The sequence below is a fragment of the Okeania sp. SIO2B3 genome (assembly GCF_010672525.1).
Lineage (GTDB): Bacteria > Cyanobacteriota > Cyanobacteriia > Cyanobacteriales > Microcoleaceae > Okeania.
Map to the genome: position 1 here is coordinate 106,135 of NZ_JAAHGH010000008.1, position 19,024 is coordinate 125,158.

At 36.0% G+C, this 19,024-nt stretch carries 10 protein-coding genes; 2 read left to right on the forward strand and 8 right to left on the reverse strand.

Annotated features, from left to right (window positions below; translation table 11 throughout):
* Nucleotides 1-42 precede the first annotated feature (42 nt).
* The 4 genes from F6K15_RS09805 to F6K15_RS09820 all read right to left on the reverse strand — a co-directional run bounded on the left by F6K15_RS09805 (nucleotide 43) and on the right by F6K15_RS09820 (nucleotide 3,732).
* Nucleotides 43-183, reverse strand: coding sequence for a hypothetical protein (locus F6K15_RS09805; protein WP_293060317.1), 141 nt, complete (start codon nucleotides 181-183; stop codon nucleotides 43-45).
* Nucleotides 184-708: 525 nt separating this feature from the next.
* Nucleotides 709-1,647, reverse strand: a complete 939-nt coding sequence (locus F6K15_RS09810) for an ADP-ribosylglycohydrolase family protein (RefSeq protein ID WP_293060318.1) — start codon at nucleotides 1,645-1,647, stop codon at nucleotides 709-711.
* A 381-nt stretch (nucleotides 1,648-2,028) separates the two neighbouring features.
* The gene (locus tag F6K15_RS09815) at nucleotides 2,029-2,190 is read right to left on the reverse strand and encodes a hypothetical protein (protein ID WP_293060319.1); all 162 of its coding nucleotides are present in this window, start codon (nucleotides 2,188-2,190) and stop codon (nucleotides 2,029-2,031) included.
* Nucleotides 2,191-2,358: 168 nt separating this feature from the next.
* Nucleotides 2,359-3,732, reverse strand: coding sequence for a nicotinate phosphoribosyltransferase (locus tag F6K15_RS09820; protein WP_293060320.1), 1,374 nt, complete (start codon nucleotides 3,730-3,732; stop codon nucleotides 2,359-2,361).
* Between the two features lie 693 nt (nucleotides 3,733-4,425).
* Between F6K15_RS09820 and F6K15_RS09825 the strand changes: the two genes are divergently transcribed.
* On the forward strand, nucleotides 4,426-4,575 hold the full coding sequence (locus F6K15_RS09825; protein ID WP_293060321.1) for a hypothetical protein: 150 nt from the start codon (nucleotides 4,426-4,428) through the stop codon (nucleotides 4,573-4,575).
* Between the two features lie 674 nt (nucleotides 4,576-5,249).
* Here the strand turns inward: F6K15_RS09825 and F6K15_RS09830 are convergent.
* Nucleotides 5,250-5,945, reverse strand: a complete 696-nt coding sequence (locus F6K15_RS09830) for a diacylglycerol/polyprenol kinase family protein (RefSeq protein WP_293060827.1) — start codon at nucleotides 5,943-5,945, stop codon at nucleotides 5,250-5,252.
* Between the two features lie 461 nt (nucleotides 5,946-6,406).
* A complete protein-coding gene (locus F6K15_RS09835; RefSeq protein ID WP_293060322.1) occupies nucleotides 6,407-10,543 on the reverse strand; it encodes a PAS domain S-box protein in 4,137 nt (1,378 codons plus the stop codon).
* A 1,328-nt stretch (nucleotides 10,544-11,871) separates the two neighbouring features.
* On the opposite strand from F6K15_RS09835, the gene acnB reads away from it, so the two are divergent.
* Nucleotides 11,872-14,481 (forward strand): bifunctional aconitate hydratase 2/2-methylisocitrate dehydratase, encoded by a 2,610-nt coding sequence (acnB, locus tag F6K15_RS09840; protein ID WP_293060324.1) that lies wholly within the window; start codon nucleotides 11,872-11,874, stop codon nucleotides 14,479-14,481.
* 317 nt (nucleotides 14,482-14,798) lie between these two features.
* Here acnB and F6K15_RS09845 read toward each other — a convergent pair whose 3' ends face one another.
* Together F6K15_RS09845 and F6K15_RS09850 are read right to left on the reverse strand one after the other, a co-directional pair.
* Entirely contained in the window at nucleotides 14,799-17,327 is a 2,529-nt protein-coding gene (locus tag F6K15_RS09845) for a S8 family peptidase (RefSeq protein ID WP_293060325.1), read from the reverse strand.
* On the reverse strand, nucleotides 17,320-18,360 hold the full coding sequence (locus tag F6K15_RS09850) for an ATP-binding protein (protein ID WP_293060326.1): 1,041 nt from the start codon (nucleotides 18,358-18,360) through the stop codon (nucleotides 17,320-17,322). The genes F6K15_RS09845 and F6K15_RS09850 overlap by 8 nt, the downstream gene beginning before the upstream one ends.
* Nucleotides 18,361-19,024: the final 664 nt, after the last annotated feature.

Below are 19,024 nucleotides of genomic sequence, written 5' to 3' on the forward strand. Positions count from 1 at the left end.
GATAACTGCTCTATTCTATACTTTCAAGCAACACCTCAATTCTCACATCTGATTCCTGATGGCTATAGCAGTTTCTAAACGAGTCGCTAAATTGACTATATCATCTTTTCTAGCAATAATTTCTATCCACTCATTTGGCATATTTTCTATACCATAATAAATTCCTGCTAAACCTCCTGTCATCGAATAATTAATAATTAATAATTATTAATTAAATAATTCAGCTTTATTAGCCTCCCTTTTCAAGGGGAAAAAAGTGCTAGGATATTTCCTTATATTAAATCAAGAACAGTTTTAACCAGAAATAATTATCCATTATCAATTAATGAAGGCTCCATTTGTATCTGTATCTTCTCCTAAATTTACTGTTTTTATAACAGCTATTTTAGGGAATAAGAAATAGGGAATAGGTATGGAGGGAAGAAAAGAATATATGAATCAGATAACTGCTATATCTTAACACCTCAATTCTCACATCTGATTCCTGATGGCTATGTAAGTATTTACTGCGGAATGCTGCGCAAATAGCTATTAGCTGTCAGCTCGAACGCAATAAAACTCTGCTCTTAAAACTATGCTTTATAAACATCTTTCTTAAGATAAAACTTGACTAAACAGAGAAGTTATAAGTTATGTATTTGCTATTAAATCAGTTTTTTCCTTCTTCCTTCTTCCTTAGCTGATAGCTGATAGCTGACCGCTGAATGCTTACATTGCTATAGCAGTTTCTAAACGAGTCGCTAAATTGACTATATCATCTTTTCTAGCAATAACTTCTATCCATTCATTTGGCATATTTTCTATACCATAATAAATTCCTGCTAAACCTCCTGTTACGGCTCCAGTTGTATCTGTATCTTCTCCTAAATTTACTGCTTTGAGAACGGCTTCGGCAAAAGAATTTGTAGTTAATAAACACCATAAAGAAGCTTCCAATGTATCCAATACATAACCACCTGCATGAATTCTGGTTACAGGTAGAGATTCAATTTCTCCATCCAATACTTTTCGGAAACGAGATATCTCTCCTGCATACTTTTCTTGTGAGTATATTTGTTTAATATTTTCAATTCCTTGTAAATATGCTTTCTTTACTTCTAAACCTTGTAATAAACAAATAGCTATACTGATATAAATACCGCAAGCCATTTGTGACCTTAAATGACCATGAGTTATACAAGAACAATCATGAACTTGCTGAATTAACTCTGGAAATTCAACGTTTTTATAGTTATACACTAGGGGTAAAATTCTCATTAGCGAACCATTGCCATTATTCCTATCTTCTTTACCTCCAGCTTCTATTGGTGAGACACCTTTTTTAATCCGAGAAATAGCTCCAGCAGTGGTACCTCCAATATCAAAAACTTTACCATGAGGAGTCCAATAATCTTCATAACGCCACCGATAAAAAGAGCGAGCGATCGCTTCTAAATCAAATCCTTCACATAGACATTCAGCTAAACACAATGTCATTGAACTATCATCTGACCAGGTACCCGGTGGTTGATTATGTGCGCCATAACCAATCATTTCTGTAACAGGTTTAATTGTTCTTTCGTTGCGACTGGAAAATTCGACAGGTACGCCTAAAGCATCTCCAATACACACGCCCATTAAACCTGATAATACTTGGGAATTATTCATAGTTTTATATCAATTGAAGTTAAATTGTTTTACAGTGCTTTTCATTAGATATTAAAGAGGGAGTCGGGAGTCGGGAGTCGGGGAAATAATTGATAATTTATGGATAATAATTGATTTTATTTTTGATTTTTGGAGATATTTAGTAGTTAGTGATTATTTTTAATATCATGTTTGTTTAATTAGTAGTCGTAAAGTTCTTAGGTGGTAGGTATAAATTCAAGCTCGAACACTAGAAACGGAGTAGGAATTTGGTATATCGCTTCAATAGAACATTTTCCTCATTTTCTCTTAATATTTATTTTTTAAGTATTTTATATCATATCTGCACTTTATTGTTTGTGTAAAACCAAGGGTGAATATCTACAGGAAATTTAAGTTTTTTCAAGCTTTTAAGCCTTCTTCCCTCTTCCTTCTTCCTTCTTCCTTACTTTCGCTATACAATACCAATGCTACCGGACATGATATTAGCTTGAGTTTTTGGCGTTGGTGATTTGAGGTTATGATATTATGTCTGGATAAGAGCGGAATAGAACTCCGTTCCACACTCCGTGTTTTCGATGCGGAATGCTGCCCTTGACCTGTCGCATAGCGTTAATGTGCGTTGTGCGCCAGCTAAAAAAAAACTTTCTCCTTCCACTACTCTTTACTTATTCTTTCTTTCCTCCTGACTCCTGACTCCTAAGTAGTTAAGATTAATGTTATACACGCGCTTCAGCAACGCCGAGTTTTTTGCGTAAGTTCTTGTAAATTATCAGAAATTTTCATTGGTAACAAATTAGGATTTTCTAGACTACGAATTTCTGGAGGTAAACTAGCAACAGAAGCAGCGGTACGTTTAGCGATCGCTTCTAGATTTTCTGATTTTTGCACTATTTTTCCATTATGAACTACTTGTACCATTAATTTTATGAAAGAATCAGTCTGATGTTCTGTTTGATTCGATACATCTTCGTCCATTAATCCCAAATAATCCTGTTTCAATTGACCATTTTCCAGATATCTATATATTTGTTTTCGACCAGGATAACTGACTTTCCCCGTAGAATTTTTCATCACCGGGATGCCATCTATTTCTACCAATTTATAAACTCCATTGACAGGAACACCAGTTACCAACTTAGTACCAATACCATACCCATCTATACAAGCATTCTCCCGCTGAAGTCTAGCTATTTCCCACTCATCTATATCTCCACTAGCAAAAATTGTCACTTCTGGTAGTAGCGATCGTACCTCCTGAGATAATTGGCCTAAATTTCCTGAATCTAACCTTACCCCACTCACCTGCATATCACCTTGCTTAACTCGTTGTGCTAATAAGCGGGTAGCTGCCGATGTATCGTAAGTATCAATCAATAGGGGTGCTTCAGGAAAATATCGTTGAAAAGCATGAAAAGCATCCTCCTCCGTACCCTCAACAGCAGATATTGCCATCACCAAAGCATGAGCCATTGTACCTACAGGTTTGCGACCTAATTTCAAAGCTGCCAAAACATTAGAAGTAGCATCCATCCCACCTGCTAAAGCAGCACGAGCCGCCCAAACACTAGCTTGGGGACTAAATGCGCGTCTAGTGCCAAATTCAAATAACTTTGCATCATTACCTGCAATATCCCGCATTCTAGCTGCTTTGGTGGCAATTAAAGTTTGGTAGTTGAGAGTATTCAATAGATATGTTTCCACTAACTGTCCTTGCCAAAGTGGAGCTTCTATCCGCAATAGAGGTTGGTTCGGAAATATGGCTGTTCCTTCTGGTACTGCCCATACATCTCCAGTAAATTTAGCTTCTGCCAAAACCGACCAAAATTTATCGGGCACATTGGCAAATATCCCAGTTGACTTTAAAGCCTTAATTTGTGCGGGGTTAAATCGAAATTTTTCTAAATAGTCTAATACTTGTGCTAAACCCATGGCAATGAGATAGCCAAAACCTACCGGGAGTCTTCGCACAAATACTTCAAAATTAGCTTGCCGTTGGTCTATTTCCTCCCCAATATAACAAGCTGCCATTGTTAGTTGGTAGAGGTCTGTTAACAAACTGTAATCTTCTGGTGAGAGAGAAAGTTCTCGGTCTTCTTGTGTCATTGGACAACTTCCTAACTAAACTCTTGATTTTAAATAGCAGTCAGCAGTCAGCGGTCAGCGGTCAGCATGATTGACTGTTTTTTACGCCCTCGTCGGAGATTTCAACCCCGACTCAACCATCTGGCACATTAGTTGCCGGGGTATAAACCCAAGGTCAAAAAGCTGTTAACGCAGTTCCTCTACAAGAGGCTAACTGTTTGCGGAGCATTCCGGTACGGAAAATGCTGATAGCTGATAGCTAGTTAATTATAGTAAAAATTACTATATCTGTCCAGGTGATTTTGATAATTGTCTGTAAAACTATTAGTAAATCTTCTACTTATTTCACTTCATAAAGTTATTTCTAGCCAGATAAGGCTGTATATCAAAATTTATTGGCGATAAATATAGTAACTTTAATTATAATCGGTAGCGCATTTAATATTTTTGGAGTCAAAATGTTATACTACAGTTTAAGGATAACATGGGTAATTGTGTGAGTTTTTTTACCTAAGATAATACAAGTTTAAAGTAAATTATTCTAAAGATAATACCTAAATTATTTACATTTTATCTCGATCCCTGTCGGAAGTAGTTGCGAAATAATACAACCTTTAAACAAATGTTATAACGATCATCAAATCAGAGAAGAAGCAGCTAGAATAAAAGTGTTGAGGAAATCAAAGTTTGATTGACAAAAAAGGGGTAACAATTATGAGTATTTTCCAATCTATTGAAAAGGCTGTTGTTTACATATCAGAAGCAATTAGTCGCATTTTTGGTCCTAGCGATGATATGTATCCAATGACTGGTGTAAATCCTTTTGAAGGAGACCCTTATCACGGACCTAATTGGGCAGATTAATACAAAAGGTTCAGTAAAATTTTTAGCTTAGTAGAAAAAAAATAAATTTTGTCAGAACTAATAATATCAAGTCACAACTAATTAACCATAATGTAGGGACTTTGTATACAACATCCCTCAAGTTTCACCGGAAACAAAATTGATTATGGTTATTTAATGAGGCTTGATTTTATTAGTTTTAACTAGCTACTAGCTATCAGCTAGCCTCCTCCGGAGGAACTACGTTAACAGCTATCAGCCTAAAAATTTGCCCATATAATTAGGTATCTGTTTACGGAGCATTCCGTCAGGAAAAGCTTGGGTTTAAATCCCCAAATTCTATAATTTATGCAAAACTTCAACAATTAAGTAATTAGCAGAATTCAATAACATTTTGAGAAATTAGTTGAAGAAATATCTCAAATTTCCGCCAGTTCCAGTGTTTCTTCTGAAATTTACACCTACCACCGCGCTACCTAAGAATGTTTAAAGCCTCTCCTTTAAAGGAGAAACAAGCGGTCGTTTTGCTACGCAACATATAAAGCGCAGCTTCCCGTAGGGTGGGATGGATGGGTTTCCTAACCATATCCAATCGACCAAGAGAGAAAAAATTTTTCTTTGAGTCAATCCTCTTCTTTTCAAGGAGAGGTCATTGTTAATTATTAATTATTAATTATTAATTGTTGAACTATTCCCTACCTCCATAAAAATTGATTTAGCACAAAGCATAGAGCAGCACTACCCAGTGGCACAGTTAAATTATCAATGCCAATTTTTGATAGAGTCTCCAAAGCAGTAGCACCTAACGCCACAGGAATAGCAACTACCCAGGTTTGCCAAATATTGCCTTGTACTGCCAAAAGAATCAAACTACAAATAGTATAACTAACCAAACACATAGTTAGGGAACCCTCCCAACTTTTCTTCATTCCCCAAACTTGATAAGGATGTTTGCCAAAATTTTGACCAATAACAGCAGCTAAACCATCGCCCCAAGCCATAATTAAAATACCCAGAGCGGCATATTGAGGTTGTTCGATCAACCAAAAGCAACCGATAAGAATGCCAATGCTAACTGCATAGAAAAATGTGCCTAAACTTTTGCGTCCCACACTATTAACACTAGGAAGAATGGGAAGTCGGTAGGAAATTAAAGCGATCGCTGCTGAAAGAATTCCAGCCATAATACCTATCCAGGCAGGAATTTGTAACCACCAAGCTAATAGAATTACATTACCTGTGCCAATATGAACTACTTTTCGTGATATTTCTGGGTCTACTTTGGCAAAGCGGTTAAGTACTTCAGCAAAAATTAAAATAATTCCTAACCATGCTCCGACTAGAAAAACTTGGATAAAAATATTGGGAAATGTACTGATTATTGCCACTATTAATTATATAAATTATTAACTTAATTCATCAGAAATAATATTACCAAATAATATCAGGACTTATGCAAAATATCGTAAACATTCAGCTATCAGCAATGTGAGTAGTAGACATCTCCTTAACGAAGTCAGAAGTCCCCAAGTCAGAAGGGGCGAATGGCCATTCGCCCGTACAGAAGTTAACCCACCCCTAACCCCTAACCCCTCCCCTCCTGGGAGGGGAAGTAGGGGATGCGTGAGCAACTCTCCAAAAATATTGCGCCTTAAAAGGCGGGGTTGCGCGACCCATGTTATTTTGATAAAAGAGGGAACAGGAAACAGGGAGAAATAATTGACAATTTATGGATAATAATTGATTTTATTTTTAATTTCCACGCCTATTTCTAATCAATAATTACTTCTAAGAGCTGATAGCTGATAGCTGACTGCTGACCGCTGTTTGCGCAGCATTCCGCAGGAAATGCTTACAAATGCAATATTTGATGATAGTTAAAATTATGAAGTAGTTTAGTTGCTTGGTAACTATCTACTGGCTTTGAAAATAAATATCCTTGTCCTTTTTCACATTTAAGCTGCTTTAGTTGTTGCATTTGCTCTTGAGTTTCTATTCCTTCTGCAACTATGTCTAAACCTAAATTATGAGCTAGTGCAGTAATGGCACTGACAATTTTTAATGACTGACCAGTAACATCCGAGTCTAATGGACTAACAAAAGAGCGATCAATTTTTAGACTATTAATTGGGAATTGGTGTAGATAACTTAATGATGAATAACCTGTACCAAAGTCGTCAATTGATAATTTAATATTTCGATTTTTCAATTGATTCAATACTGTGGTTGCTAAAATCACATTTTCCATAATCACTGTTTCGGTAATTTCAAGTTTCAAACAATTAGGTTTACAGTCTGTTGCTTGCAAAATTTCCTCAATTTCTTCTACTAAATTTGGTTGTGAAATTTGATTACTAGAAAGATTAACACTCATGGTCAAATTGTCGTTAGGAAATTCACAAGTAGAATTAAACGCAGGGCAATTAGTATAACATTTGCCATTGCCATTACCATTGCCATTGTTAACTTGGGATAAACAGTTAGATGTTGAGGATATTTCTTGAGTGTTATTAACTATAAACTGACAATTGTTTTCTTGATGCTTATGCCCAAAGAACTCTTGCTGCCAAATAGTTAATTGATTACAAGCAGCTCGTAATACCCACATTCCTAGAGGAACAATTAAACCAGTTTCTTCTGCCAGAGGAATAAACTGTCCTGGAGAAATCAAGCCTTTATTTGGATGATGCCAACGTATCAAAGCTTCAAAACCTGTAATTTTACCTGTAGATAAACAAATAATTGGCTGGTAATTTAAGACAAATTGAGAATTAGCTGGATCTTGTTTAATCATTTCTACAGCTCGTCGGAGGTCATTTTCTAGCTCCAGCAAGGATATAGCTTGGTCGTGCATGATCAAATCAAATACTTCATGTCTTGCTTTACCAGAAGCTTTAGCCCTATACATAGCAATGTCTGCATCTCGTAGTAAGTCTTCTGGGTTGTTGTAGATAGGACAAATAGGGGGATGATTTTCATCGGTATGATTAGCAAAATTTCCACGACTGTGAACAATGCCAATACTAGCTGTAGTAAAAATTTCATGTCCTTCAATATAAACAGGTTTGGCAAGTTTTTGATTAATTTTATGAGCTACTCTGGCAGCATAGCTAATGTCCGGTGGATATTCTAATAATATTGTGAATTCGTCTCCTCCTAATCTCGCCAGAGTGTCAGATGCTTTAATACAACTCTGGAGTATCTTGGCGATCGCTATTAATAGTTGATCTCCTATATAATGTCCTAAGCTGTCGTTAATTACTTTAAACCGATCTAAATCTAGAAACAGAACAACAAACTCATAATCTAAATGTTGTCTAGACCTACGCAGTGCTTGTTCTAATCTATCAAATAATAAGGTACGGTTTGGTAAACCTGTCAGTGCATCATGAAGGGCATCATGGAGCAGTTTTTGCTGTGCTTGTTTGCGTTGAGTGATATCTCTAATAATTATCTGCACTGCTGCATCGTCATAATAAGTATAGGGTATTCCAGTTATTTCGACATCTATAATTTCTCCATTCAGGGTGATTAACTTTTCTTCTTCTAAATGTGTTTGTTGTCTTTGGTGCTGAACTTTTTGCAGTCTCTGTTTCTCTACTTCTATGTAGTCTGGGTGAATAAATTTCCAGATCAATTGACCGATAATTTCTGTTGGAGATTTTGCTCCAAGTAAATGAGCGCCAGCAGTATTGATATAGACAATTTTTTCCATCCAAACTACTGATATCGCTTCTGGTGAATATTCTACTAAACGACGGTAACGTTTTTCGCTTTCTCGGAGTAACACTTCAGCTTGCTGACGTTCCAACTCTATTTGATGAGCTGTAATAAATTTGCCAATGCCTTGAGCCATTAATTCAATAATTTCTTCTTCGTAGTATTCAAATTCTTTTATTCTTGCTTGGGGAGATAAGAAACATAAAGTACCATAGATTTGATGATTTACAAATATTGGAGTACAAATATATACTTTTATTGGCATACTTTTTGCTTCTGAGGGTTCTAACTCATCAATAGAGATTGTTCTTTGTTCTTTAAGTACTCTATTACAGAAGGTATCGCATAAATTAAATTTTCTTCCTGGTACAAAATAATCCTGTTTTGATTGTACAGCTGTGATCATATATAATTCCTCCTTTACTTCACCAATAACGCCAGTATCCGTGCCGAAAATTTCACAACCAGCTTGGAGATAATCAGCAAAGAGTTCTTCTATATTATTGTAATTACAAGTAGCAATTCTATGTAGTTGCTTGAGACTAGAACTAAATTTTTCTAAAGCTTGGGACTTAATAAATAATTCTGCTTCCCAACGGAATCTTTCCGTAACATCTGTTTGAATACCAATAAAATGTGTTAAATGCTGTTGAGAGTTGTAAACTGGTGCAACGAAGAGTTCATTCCAAAAATTTGTGCCATCTTTCCGTGAATTTTGCAAAATCACATGACATTCTTGACCATGTAAAATCGCATTTCTTAACTTAGAAATTGCTAGCTGATTTGTTGATTTTCCCTGCAAAAATCGACAATTTTTTCCAATTAGTTCTTCAGTTTTATAACCTGTGATCCGTTGGAAACTAGGATTAACATAAATAATGGGATTATCTGGCTGAGTAGCATCAGTGATCACGATGCCATTGTTACTACTATCAAGAGCCCGCTTCATCAGTTCCAAGTGTTCCTCATTCGCATGACGCTCAATGGCAGTTGCTAAAATATTGGCGATCGCTTCGAGAAAGTATATTTCATCCTGGGTAAATTCTCGATGTTCACAACTATGAACCCCCAAAATACCCCAAGCTTTGTGAGTAGGATCGGCATCGGTTGTTTTATATGCTTTAATTTTCAAGTTAGGTATGATCAGAGTAGCACCACTAACTATGTGATGGTTATGTAGGAGAGGACAACCTGAAAAGCTAGTTTCCACAGGCAAGTCTTTGATAATAACTGGTTTGTTAACAAAAAGAGTATAACCAGCTTGAGACTTTTCTCTGGCAGCAGTAATTGTAGCTTTACCAACCAATCCTTTTTTCCAACCTACTCCAGCACGGAGGAGCAGAGCATTATTTCCTGGTAACAACTCTAGAACTTTGCTAAATTTTACATTTAAAGTTTTGGCAACTATAGTGGCTGCTGTATCAAGCAGTGTATGATAATCTGATGTTGCTATAGCTTTTTGCCCTAACAATGCTACTGCTGCTTGTTGACGTTCGCGAGATTTGAGGCAATCTAAGAGTAGATCTTCATTTACTTGCGCTTGCTTTTGCTCTGTAAGATCTCGGTTAACTCCTATAGTTGCAACTATCCGATGAGATTTATCTAGCATCGGCACAACTATAGTTTCACATACGCCTTCACTGCCATCTTTGCGAATAAAGTTTATTTCTCCTACCCAGCGACCATCTTCCTTCATCTTTTTAAGAATTTGCTGAGTTAATACAGCAGCTTCTTGTGGTTTGTGTAAAAAAGCTGGAGTCTTACCCAAAACTTCAGTTTTGCTATAGCCAAACATTCTAGTTGCTGCTGGGTTCCAATCAATAATATGACCATGAATATCCGTAAGAATTACCCCATCATAGATATTCTCAAAAGTTAAAGCTTGTCTTTTTAGTGACTGTTGGGCAAATTTGCTTTCCGAGATGTCCAAAAATATTGACAGTATTGCCGTTTCCCCATTAAACTTGATGGAATGCATTGATGTCTGAGCCCAAAATGGTGTGCCATCTGCTTTTTTTAAGTACACTTCGCGGTCTCGCACTACACCTCCTTGATGCAGATTTGCGAACAACAATTCACATTCTTGGGGATTACAGTAAAAATCTGATTTGGGACGACCGATTAATTTTTTACCAGGAACTCCAAAGGTGAATTCAAAGAGTTTGTTATGGAAAAGTATCAAACCATCAACTGCATGGCTAATTACTATTGCTACTGGCATTACTTCAGCAATATCCTTCCACAATTCTTCATTTTCTCTTTTTTTCATATCTTACTTAAAACCTATATTTTAACTTTTGAATTTATTTATAAATTTGTATTATGACTATTTTATGTTGATTGTCTTTTCTGATTTCTTTGCTAACTCTGTTATACTATTGATCTGAAATAATTAGCGTTCCCTAATTCTATAAAGTTGCATTTATTACATTTTCAAATCAAATAGCACCTGAAAAAATTATCACACCCCAATTGATACCTGACAATAATCTTGTAATATATTGTCAGTATTTCAGTACCAACTTATTTTAATCTTTATAATTAAATTTTAAAGTAATTTGTAAATTTTTTTTAATATGTTTGATAAAGATTTGTGAATATTAAAGTAGGTAAATAATATGACAAGATTAGCTATGTAAGCCACGGCCACAAAAAAGGCAATTACTCACACAAATAATTTCATATCGGTAGCAATCGAAAATTAGCCATAGCACACAAATATTGTCTAGAACAACTATTCATATAAAGTTTTGATGAAGAAAGTAAATAGATTCACAGCACACAAATATAGTCTAGATCAACTATTTAGGGTTTGCGCTTCACTAGTCTAATGGTGATGATAGGCAACAGGCAACAGCTCCGAAAGGCAACAGTTTAGACTATCTGCTACGGCCAAATTTTTGGCATTGTCAGGGGAAAAATATTAGCATTTTGAGACAAATTGAGCCAAAAACCTTGCACTTTTTGATAATAAAAAACCCTGGAAGTCTTTACAGATATTGATTACAATTTTATTCAGCAAACTCTATTTATATAGAACCCATTTGATAGCTATATAATTATGGTAGTCAAGTCTTTTCGCGCATCAATTTTGACCGAAAATCATCTGAAGGAGTGTTTTTTGTATTATTTCTCCCCACATCTTCCCTCTTCCCCTCCTGGGAGGGGTTAGGGGTGGGTTACCTCCTGTCTCCTGTCTCCTGTCTCCTGTCTCCTGTCTCCTGTCTCCTGTCTCCTTGCTAAAAAAACGTGTGTATTTATGAAGATACGATCGGGGGTTCTATAAAGTTTTGATGAAGAAGGTAAATAGATTTTAGGTAATGGTTTAATATTCGCCCTCGGATTTAAGCCCTACTAATTGTAAAGATTCTAACCAAGGTCTTCTACAAGAAGAATCTCTGGAGCGTAGCGACAATAATCTTATAGACAATAGTTTCTATAAAAAAGACAACTGGAAAAGCAATGATGAAGTATTAAAATCCACTGTTTTTTTAGTTGCGTTACCATTCTATATTGTATTGGTGGGATATTGCATCATACTAAATCCCTGAAAAAAATATCTAAAATGACAATGTAAACCAGGAGGACACCTGAACAATGTTAGACAACTATGACAATCACGTTAAACAACGGGCAGATTTAGGAATTCCACCACTGCCACTAGATGCCCAACAAACATCAGAATTATGTGAACTGCTGAAAAATCCACCTACGGGAAAAGAAGAAAAGTTAATGGCATTACTGCGCGATCGCGTCCCCCCTGGAGTAGATGAAGCAGCTTATGTCAAAGCAGGATTTCTCACAGGTATTGCCAAAGGAGAAATTACCAGTCCCCTAATTTCCCCCACCTACGCAGTGGAACTATTAGGAACAATGGTTGGCGGTTATAACGTCCAATCTCTGATTGAGCTACTCAAATCAGAAAATTCTGAACTAGCAAATACAGCAGCTAAAGCTTTAAGCAAAATTCTGCTAGTCTACGATGCCTTCAACGATGTTATAGAATTGGCACAAACCAACCCCTACGCCAAACAAGTAGTAGATTCTTGGGCAGCAGCAGAATGGTTTACCACTCGCCCCCAACTCCCAGAAACAATAAAAGTCACTGTCTTCAAAGTTCCTGGGGAAACCAACACCGACGACCTTTCACCGGCCCCCCATGCTACCACCCGTCCTGACATCCCACTCCACGCATTAGCTATGCTAGAGTCAAAAATGCCGGAAGGGTTGAAAACTATTGCGGAATTAAAACAAAAAGGTCATCCAGTCGCCTACGTTGGAGATGTTGTCGGTACTGGTTCATCCCGAAAATCTGCCTGTAACTCAGTGTTATGGCATATTGGAGAAGACATTCCCCATATTCCCAATAAGCACTCTGGTGGATATATTCTCGGTGGTAAAATTGCTCCTATTTTCTTCAATACTGCTGAAGACTCTGGCGCATTACCCATCGAATGTGATGTTACCAAAATGGAAACAGGAATGGTAATAACTATTCATCCCTACAAAGGCGAAATAACCAACGAAGCAGGAGAAATAATTTCCACATTCACTCTCAAACCAGAAACTATCTTTGACGAAGTGCAAGCTGGTGGGCGTATTCCCTTATTAATTGGGCGTACCCTCACCGACAAAACTCGCAACGCTCTGGGATTAGAGACCAGTACTGCATTTACCCGTCCCCAAATGCCTGAAGATACAGGTAAAGGCTTTACCTTAGCACAAAAAATGGTCGGTAAAGCTTGTGGTTTACCAGGAGTTCGTCCGGGAACAGCTTGCGAACCATTGATGACAACAGTGGGTTCTCAAGATACCACCGGACCTATGACCAGGGATGAAATGAAAGAACTCGCCTGTTTAGGCTTCAGCTCCGACTTAGTAATGCAGAGTTTCTGTCATACTGCTGCTTATCCCAAACCAGTTGATATTAAGACTCATAAAGAGTTACCAGATTTCTTTTCTGCTCGCGGTGGAGTAGCGTTGCGTCCGGGAGATGGAATTATTCACTCTTGGTTAAACCGGATGTTATTACCGGATACGGTGGGAACTGGTGGCGACTCTCATACCCGTTTTCCTCTGGGAATTTCTTTTCCTGCTGGTTCTGGTTTGGTAGCTTTTGCAGCAGCTCTGGGTTTAATGCCGTTGGATATGCCAGAATCTGTTTTGGTCAGGTTTAAGGGTAAGTTACAACCGGGCGTAACATTGCGGGATATTGTGAATGCTATTCCCTATGTAGCAATTCAAAAAGGGTTGTTAACTGTTGCGCTAGAGAACAAGAAAAATGTGTTCTCCGGACGAATTATGGAAATGGAAGGTTTGCCAGATTTGAAGGTTGAGCAAGCTTTTGAATTGACTGATGCTACTGCGGAACGTTCTTGTGCTGGTTCGACAATTAAGTTGGGTACGGAGACTGTTTCTGAGTATCTGCGTTCTAATATTACGTTGTTGAAAAATATGGTGGCGCGGGGTTATCCAGATGCACGGACTATTATGCGTCGAGTTGCTAAGATGGAGCAATGGTTGGCAAACCCAGAATTAATGTCTGGGGATGCAGATGCAGAATATGCGGAAATTATTGAGGTAGATTTGAACGAAATTAAGGAACCTATTGTGGCGGCACCCAATGACCCCGATAATATTAAATTGATGTCGGAATGTGCGGGGGATAAAATTGATGAAGTGTTTATTGGTTCCTGCATGACGAATATTGGTCATTATCGCGCTGCTGCGAAAGTATTGGAAGGTGCAGGGCGAGTCAAAGGTGTATTGTGGATTTGTCCGCCAACTCGGATGGATGAGAAACAGTTGCGCGAGGAAGGAATGTATGGGGTGTTTGCTGCTGCTGGTGCGCGGACGGAAATGCCTGGATGTTCTTTGTGTATGGGAAATCAAGCACGGGTTGAAAATGGGGTGACGGTGTTCTCGACTTCCACCAGGAATTTTAATAATCGTATGGGTAAAGGCGCTCGTGTTTATTTGGGTTCTGCTGAGTTGGCGGCGGTTTGTGCGCTGTTGGGTCGGATACCTAGTGTGGATGAGTATTTGGAGATTATGAAAGAGAAAGTCGATCCGTTTGCGGCAGATTTGTATCGGTATTTGAATTTCGATCAAATTGCTGGTTTTGAGGATGAAGGTCGGGTTATTCCGTTGGAGGAGATGCCGAAGATTGAGGATATTTTGGGAATGCCAGTAGGTGTTGGGAAGTAGTTCAACAATGAATAATGAATAATGAATAATGAATAATTATAGTTGTTTAACTTAAAAATGAGACGTTTTTTCGTCTGAAACTTCCTCAGAACAAGAAAGCTTTGTATCAATCTAAAGTTAAATGACTATACCTCTTGTTTTCGAGGAGAAGATTGACTTTTTTTCTCCTTTAAAGGAGAGGCTTTAAATCTTAATTATTCTGTAAATTAAGTAAGTTGAGGGTGGGTTAACTCCCGCCCTTTATTTTGATATTGAAGCAGTATAATTAAGTAGCATTTTTTGACAACTCAACATAAAGAGGTATCTTAATAATCTTACTAAATTGTAGGTTGATAATACCCATTTATTTTAAGCCTAATATCGGAAGACTCAGATGGAATGAGAGTAGTTAAGTCAATCTCAAATGAATCTCCTTCAAAAAGCTGCATATAGACACCATCTGTGGAATTCAAATTAGGTTCGTTTAAATTTACCTCGTGTTCCATGCCATCGTGAGTATCTACATATTTAATAGTAATTGAATCAATAAACGTTATTTCCTTTTCTCTTTCTTCAAGTCTAAGTTTAGTAATATTGCTATTGCCAAGAATATGAATTTCTTCTCCCTGTAAATCTTTATTGTGTCTGTTATACAAAACTGTTCCTAAATCAAACCAGGTGTTTTTGGTATAATCATAAATTTTTAGATACGGACAACTGCCACCCTCGAAATACTTGGATATATATATACTAGGTTTATCTCCTGGTGGTCTTAAGGTAACAAAATCACCATCAATTTTAATGGCGGTAACTTCAATAACAGGACCAACAGCAAATCTTTCAGGTATAGATTCGAGTAAATCTCCTATTGATTTTGACTGTTTTACAAAAGAGTTGGAAAAAGATTTACTCTCTATTAACACTTCAGGAAGGGGAGGTATCTCATAAATATGAAACTTACCCACAGGTATTTGTCTATTATCTTCTAATAAAACTACTCCATTTTCAGTTGAATATGCAGCTTTTTCAAAATTTGGCTGCCCATATCCATATACCTTTAATTGTTGTTTTTCATCATCCTGAAAATCATCAGGAATTTCTTCAGGAATATCTGCTGAATCAGCAATTAATGCTCTGATTAAGTTAGAGGAAGCATTGGGAAATTTTGTAAACAACCGAGCTGCTAAATTAGCCACACGAGGAGCAGCAAAACTGGTTCCACAATATACTCTAAAAAGTGATTGTGAACCTTGAAAATTTTTGTTTAATGTCAAAATTGAAACGCCTTTCTCATTGTCAATAATTCGACTTCTATCTAAAACAAAATCTCCTCCAAAATCAACTAATTCAGGTTTAACCATCCCATCTACACCAAATCCAATTCTTGTGAATGGTGAGGGATATCCTTCTACCTTAGCAATAGCATTTCTACTTGCATCTTCTGCATACTCTAAGCTGCCTTTTCCCATAGATAAAGAACCTACTGTTAAAGCGATCGCCGCAGTAGCAGGTTCTATAATTTGTGAATTTTCACTGAAGAGATAACTTGGATATTTTTGTCGTAGAAGTTCGTCAGATTCTGGTTGATAATAAAAATTACCAGCAGAAATAACAAATAAAATATTTTTATGTTGTAAACGATAGGCAATTTCATCAATTTTAGCAGCTAGAAGAAATTGTTTATGACCATCTCGATAAACTGAATCTCTATTTCCCAAGGAAATATTAATAACTTTACAATTAGGATAGTTATCAATGAAATATGCAACTGCTTTTTCTAATTGGTTTTCTAGTAATAAATCTGGATCATACTCGTTATTTTCATTAGTCACACGAGCTGAAAATAACCAAACTTGAGGTTGAAAATTTTTCTCTTCAAGACATTTGAAAAGATCGCCATAAAGAGCAACTCCAAAAACTCCTGTACCATGCCCACCATTTTTGATATCTCCATCATCAGGGCCTCCAGTAATAAAACTATGATTAGAGTCAGAAAAAACTTCTGTATCACCCAAAGCTTGAGCAATTAATGGATGCCCTCTTTGCACACCTGAATCTATGACTAATATCCCACAAGCATCTACATCTAGAGGAGGAGAAATAACTTCTGGAAATTCTGATATGGAGATGCTAAGTTGACTGGAATTTTCAAATGCTGGTTTTGGTCTTCTATCTATTTCCTTAACTGCGTCTTCTGCTAACAGAATCTCTAAAACTTCCTGTCGAATTTTCATACGAGCTATACACATATATTCACCAATATATCTATCAGTAACTCTCATGCCTGGATATTCTTCAAAACTGCTTAAAAATTCATTCAAATTATTTATATAATCTTGCATTTCTTTTAGTATACCCGTATGCCATAGTTCAAGGTCAAGAGGTACTAATTCACCATGTTCTAATGGTTCTAATTTTAACAAAGGTCCGATTCTATCCTGTGGTTCTAGACGTACTAATTCTTCAATAGCATCTAAATATCCATATTCAGGACTATCATTAATTAAGCCACTATAAGATTCTAATCTTCGCCTAAATTCAGTTAAATTATCATCTGAAGAAAAAACAACAATAGCTTCATCTGACTTGCTACCTTTTTCTAGGATATTAAGTCCTGAACCAGTCACCTGTTTATCTTGCAAACTATATTCACTTCTTAGTTTGAGCTTAAATATAAGTTTTGGATTAATACCAAAAGGAGCATATTCTTTAACAGGTCTTTCGATAATTGTTGATACTTCAGCTAATAGCTTTCTACCGTGAATATCACGGTTATCTCTTTTATTTCCACCTCCACCACCTTTGATACGTTTCGGTAATTCTATATTAGTTCTTGGTAGTTGTAGATGCTCAAATTGACTATTCATTTTCTCCTTTCATGTCTAATTCCATAAATTTTATCGACTTTTCCACTATACCTTTTCTTTCTAAATAATGGCTAACTGCTATTTCCATATCTTTTTCTGTTAGATAACGCTCACTCCGTAAAATCACAGATTTTATCGCATTTGCACAAATTCTTTCTATATCTGCTCCTGCACAACCTTTGAGACTTGCAGCAAATTTTTCTAAGTCTATATCTTTATACTGAATACTAGACAAGTTTTTTTTTAATAATAAATACCTTAGCTCAGAATTAGGTTTATCAAAAAAAAGTACCTCATCAAATCTCCTCCATATAGCAGGGTCTAAAAGTGATTGATGATTTGTTGCGGCAATGAAAATACTTTGCTCATTAGATTGATCTATTAATTGCAGAAGACTATTAACTAGACGTTGTATTTCTCCATGTTCATTGGGCGAATTTCTATCCTTAGCAATTGCGTCAAATTCATCCAATAAAACAACCCATTCTCCATTATGAACATAATCAAATATTTTTTTTAAATTCACCCCTGTTTCTCCCAGATAAGATGAAAATACAGCCGGAAGACTTACATAAACCAGTGGTAGATTAAGCATACTTGATAAAACTTTTGCTGTTAAAGTTTTTCCACAGCCAGGGGGACCACAAAATAATAATTTTGAACTAGGTTTTAAACCGTGAGAATAGATAATTTCTCGCTTTCTATTTTCTTGAATTATTCTTTCTAATATTTCCTGATTTTCAGGATATAAAACTACATTTTCCCATCCTAGTTCATATCTAGAAATAACTATTAGAGGTAAACCTGTATCTTTATCTTTGGGCACTTCAGGATAGACATTCCAAGGTGAAGTATTAGATACCAATTTTCTAGGATAATTTGATTGGAGTATTCTTTCTAAATCCTGAGCTAGTAAAATATGGTGTTTATCTTTTTCTTCTTGAATCAGTTGTTTAGCAACAGCATAAAATTCTTCTCTATTCTCTTGTGAGAAGCTCCTAAATAGTTTTCTTATGATGTCACCTCTTGCCATTTGTTTTAATCCAAGTATTTAGTAATCAATCAAGTCACTAAAATTTTTAATTATATAATAGTTATTATAACATCCCTTGAATTAATCATCAACTATTTTTATATAAAAAAAATAAATTATACATTTTCAAGATGCAAATCATATTCGCGATCGCGATACTCTAGTTTCTGAATTTTTATCGATATTATCCTTAAATTATATTGACAATAATCCTATCATCTAATTTGAATTAAGTCTATTTATACTGATGCTGTCAGCGATAAAAGGCAACAAAAAAATTCCACTATAAGTAATTTTTGTATCTGATATTAATGATGTGCGTTACTGTGTTCCCTGTTCCATCTTTTATGGAAATATTTAATAGTAGAAAAAATCAATCATTTCTCCCGATATCATTTTAATTTAATTGTGCTATTTCTACTAATTCTATAGGATCAACTGAACGATAAGTCATATTACTTATAGGTAAAAAGGTACTAACTATTCAGTTATTCTATTTTTGATTCTCTGTTTTCTTTTTTTTAATTTAAAATCTCGCTAGAATACTCTATTATCTTTAAATTTATCTAATATTTTATCTTTTCTTTAAAGTTTACAAAAATTAAAAATTTGTCAATAAATCAAATCAGACTAAATTTTCTGGAAAAATTATTACATTATACTA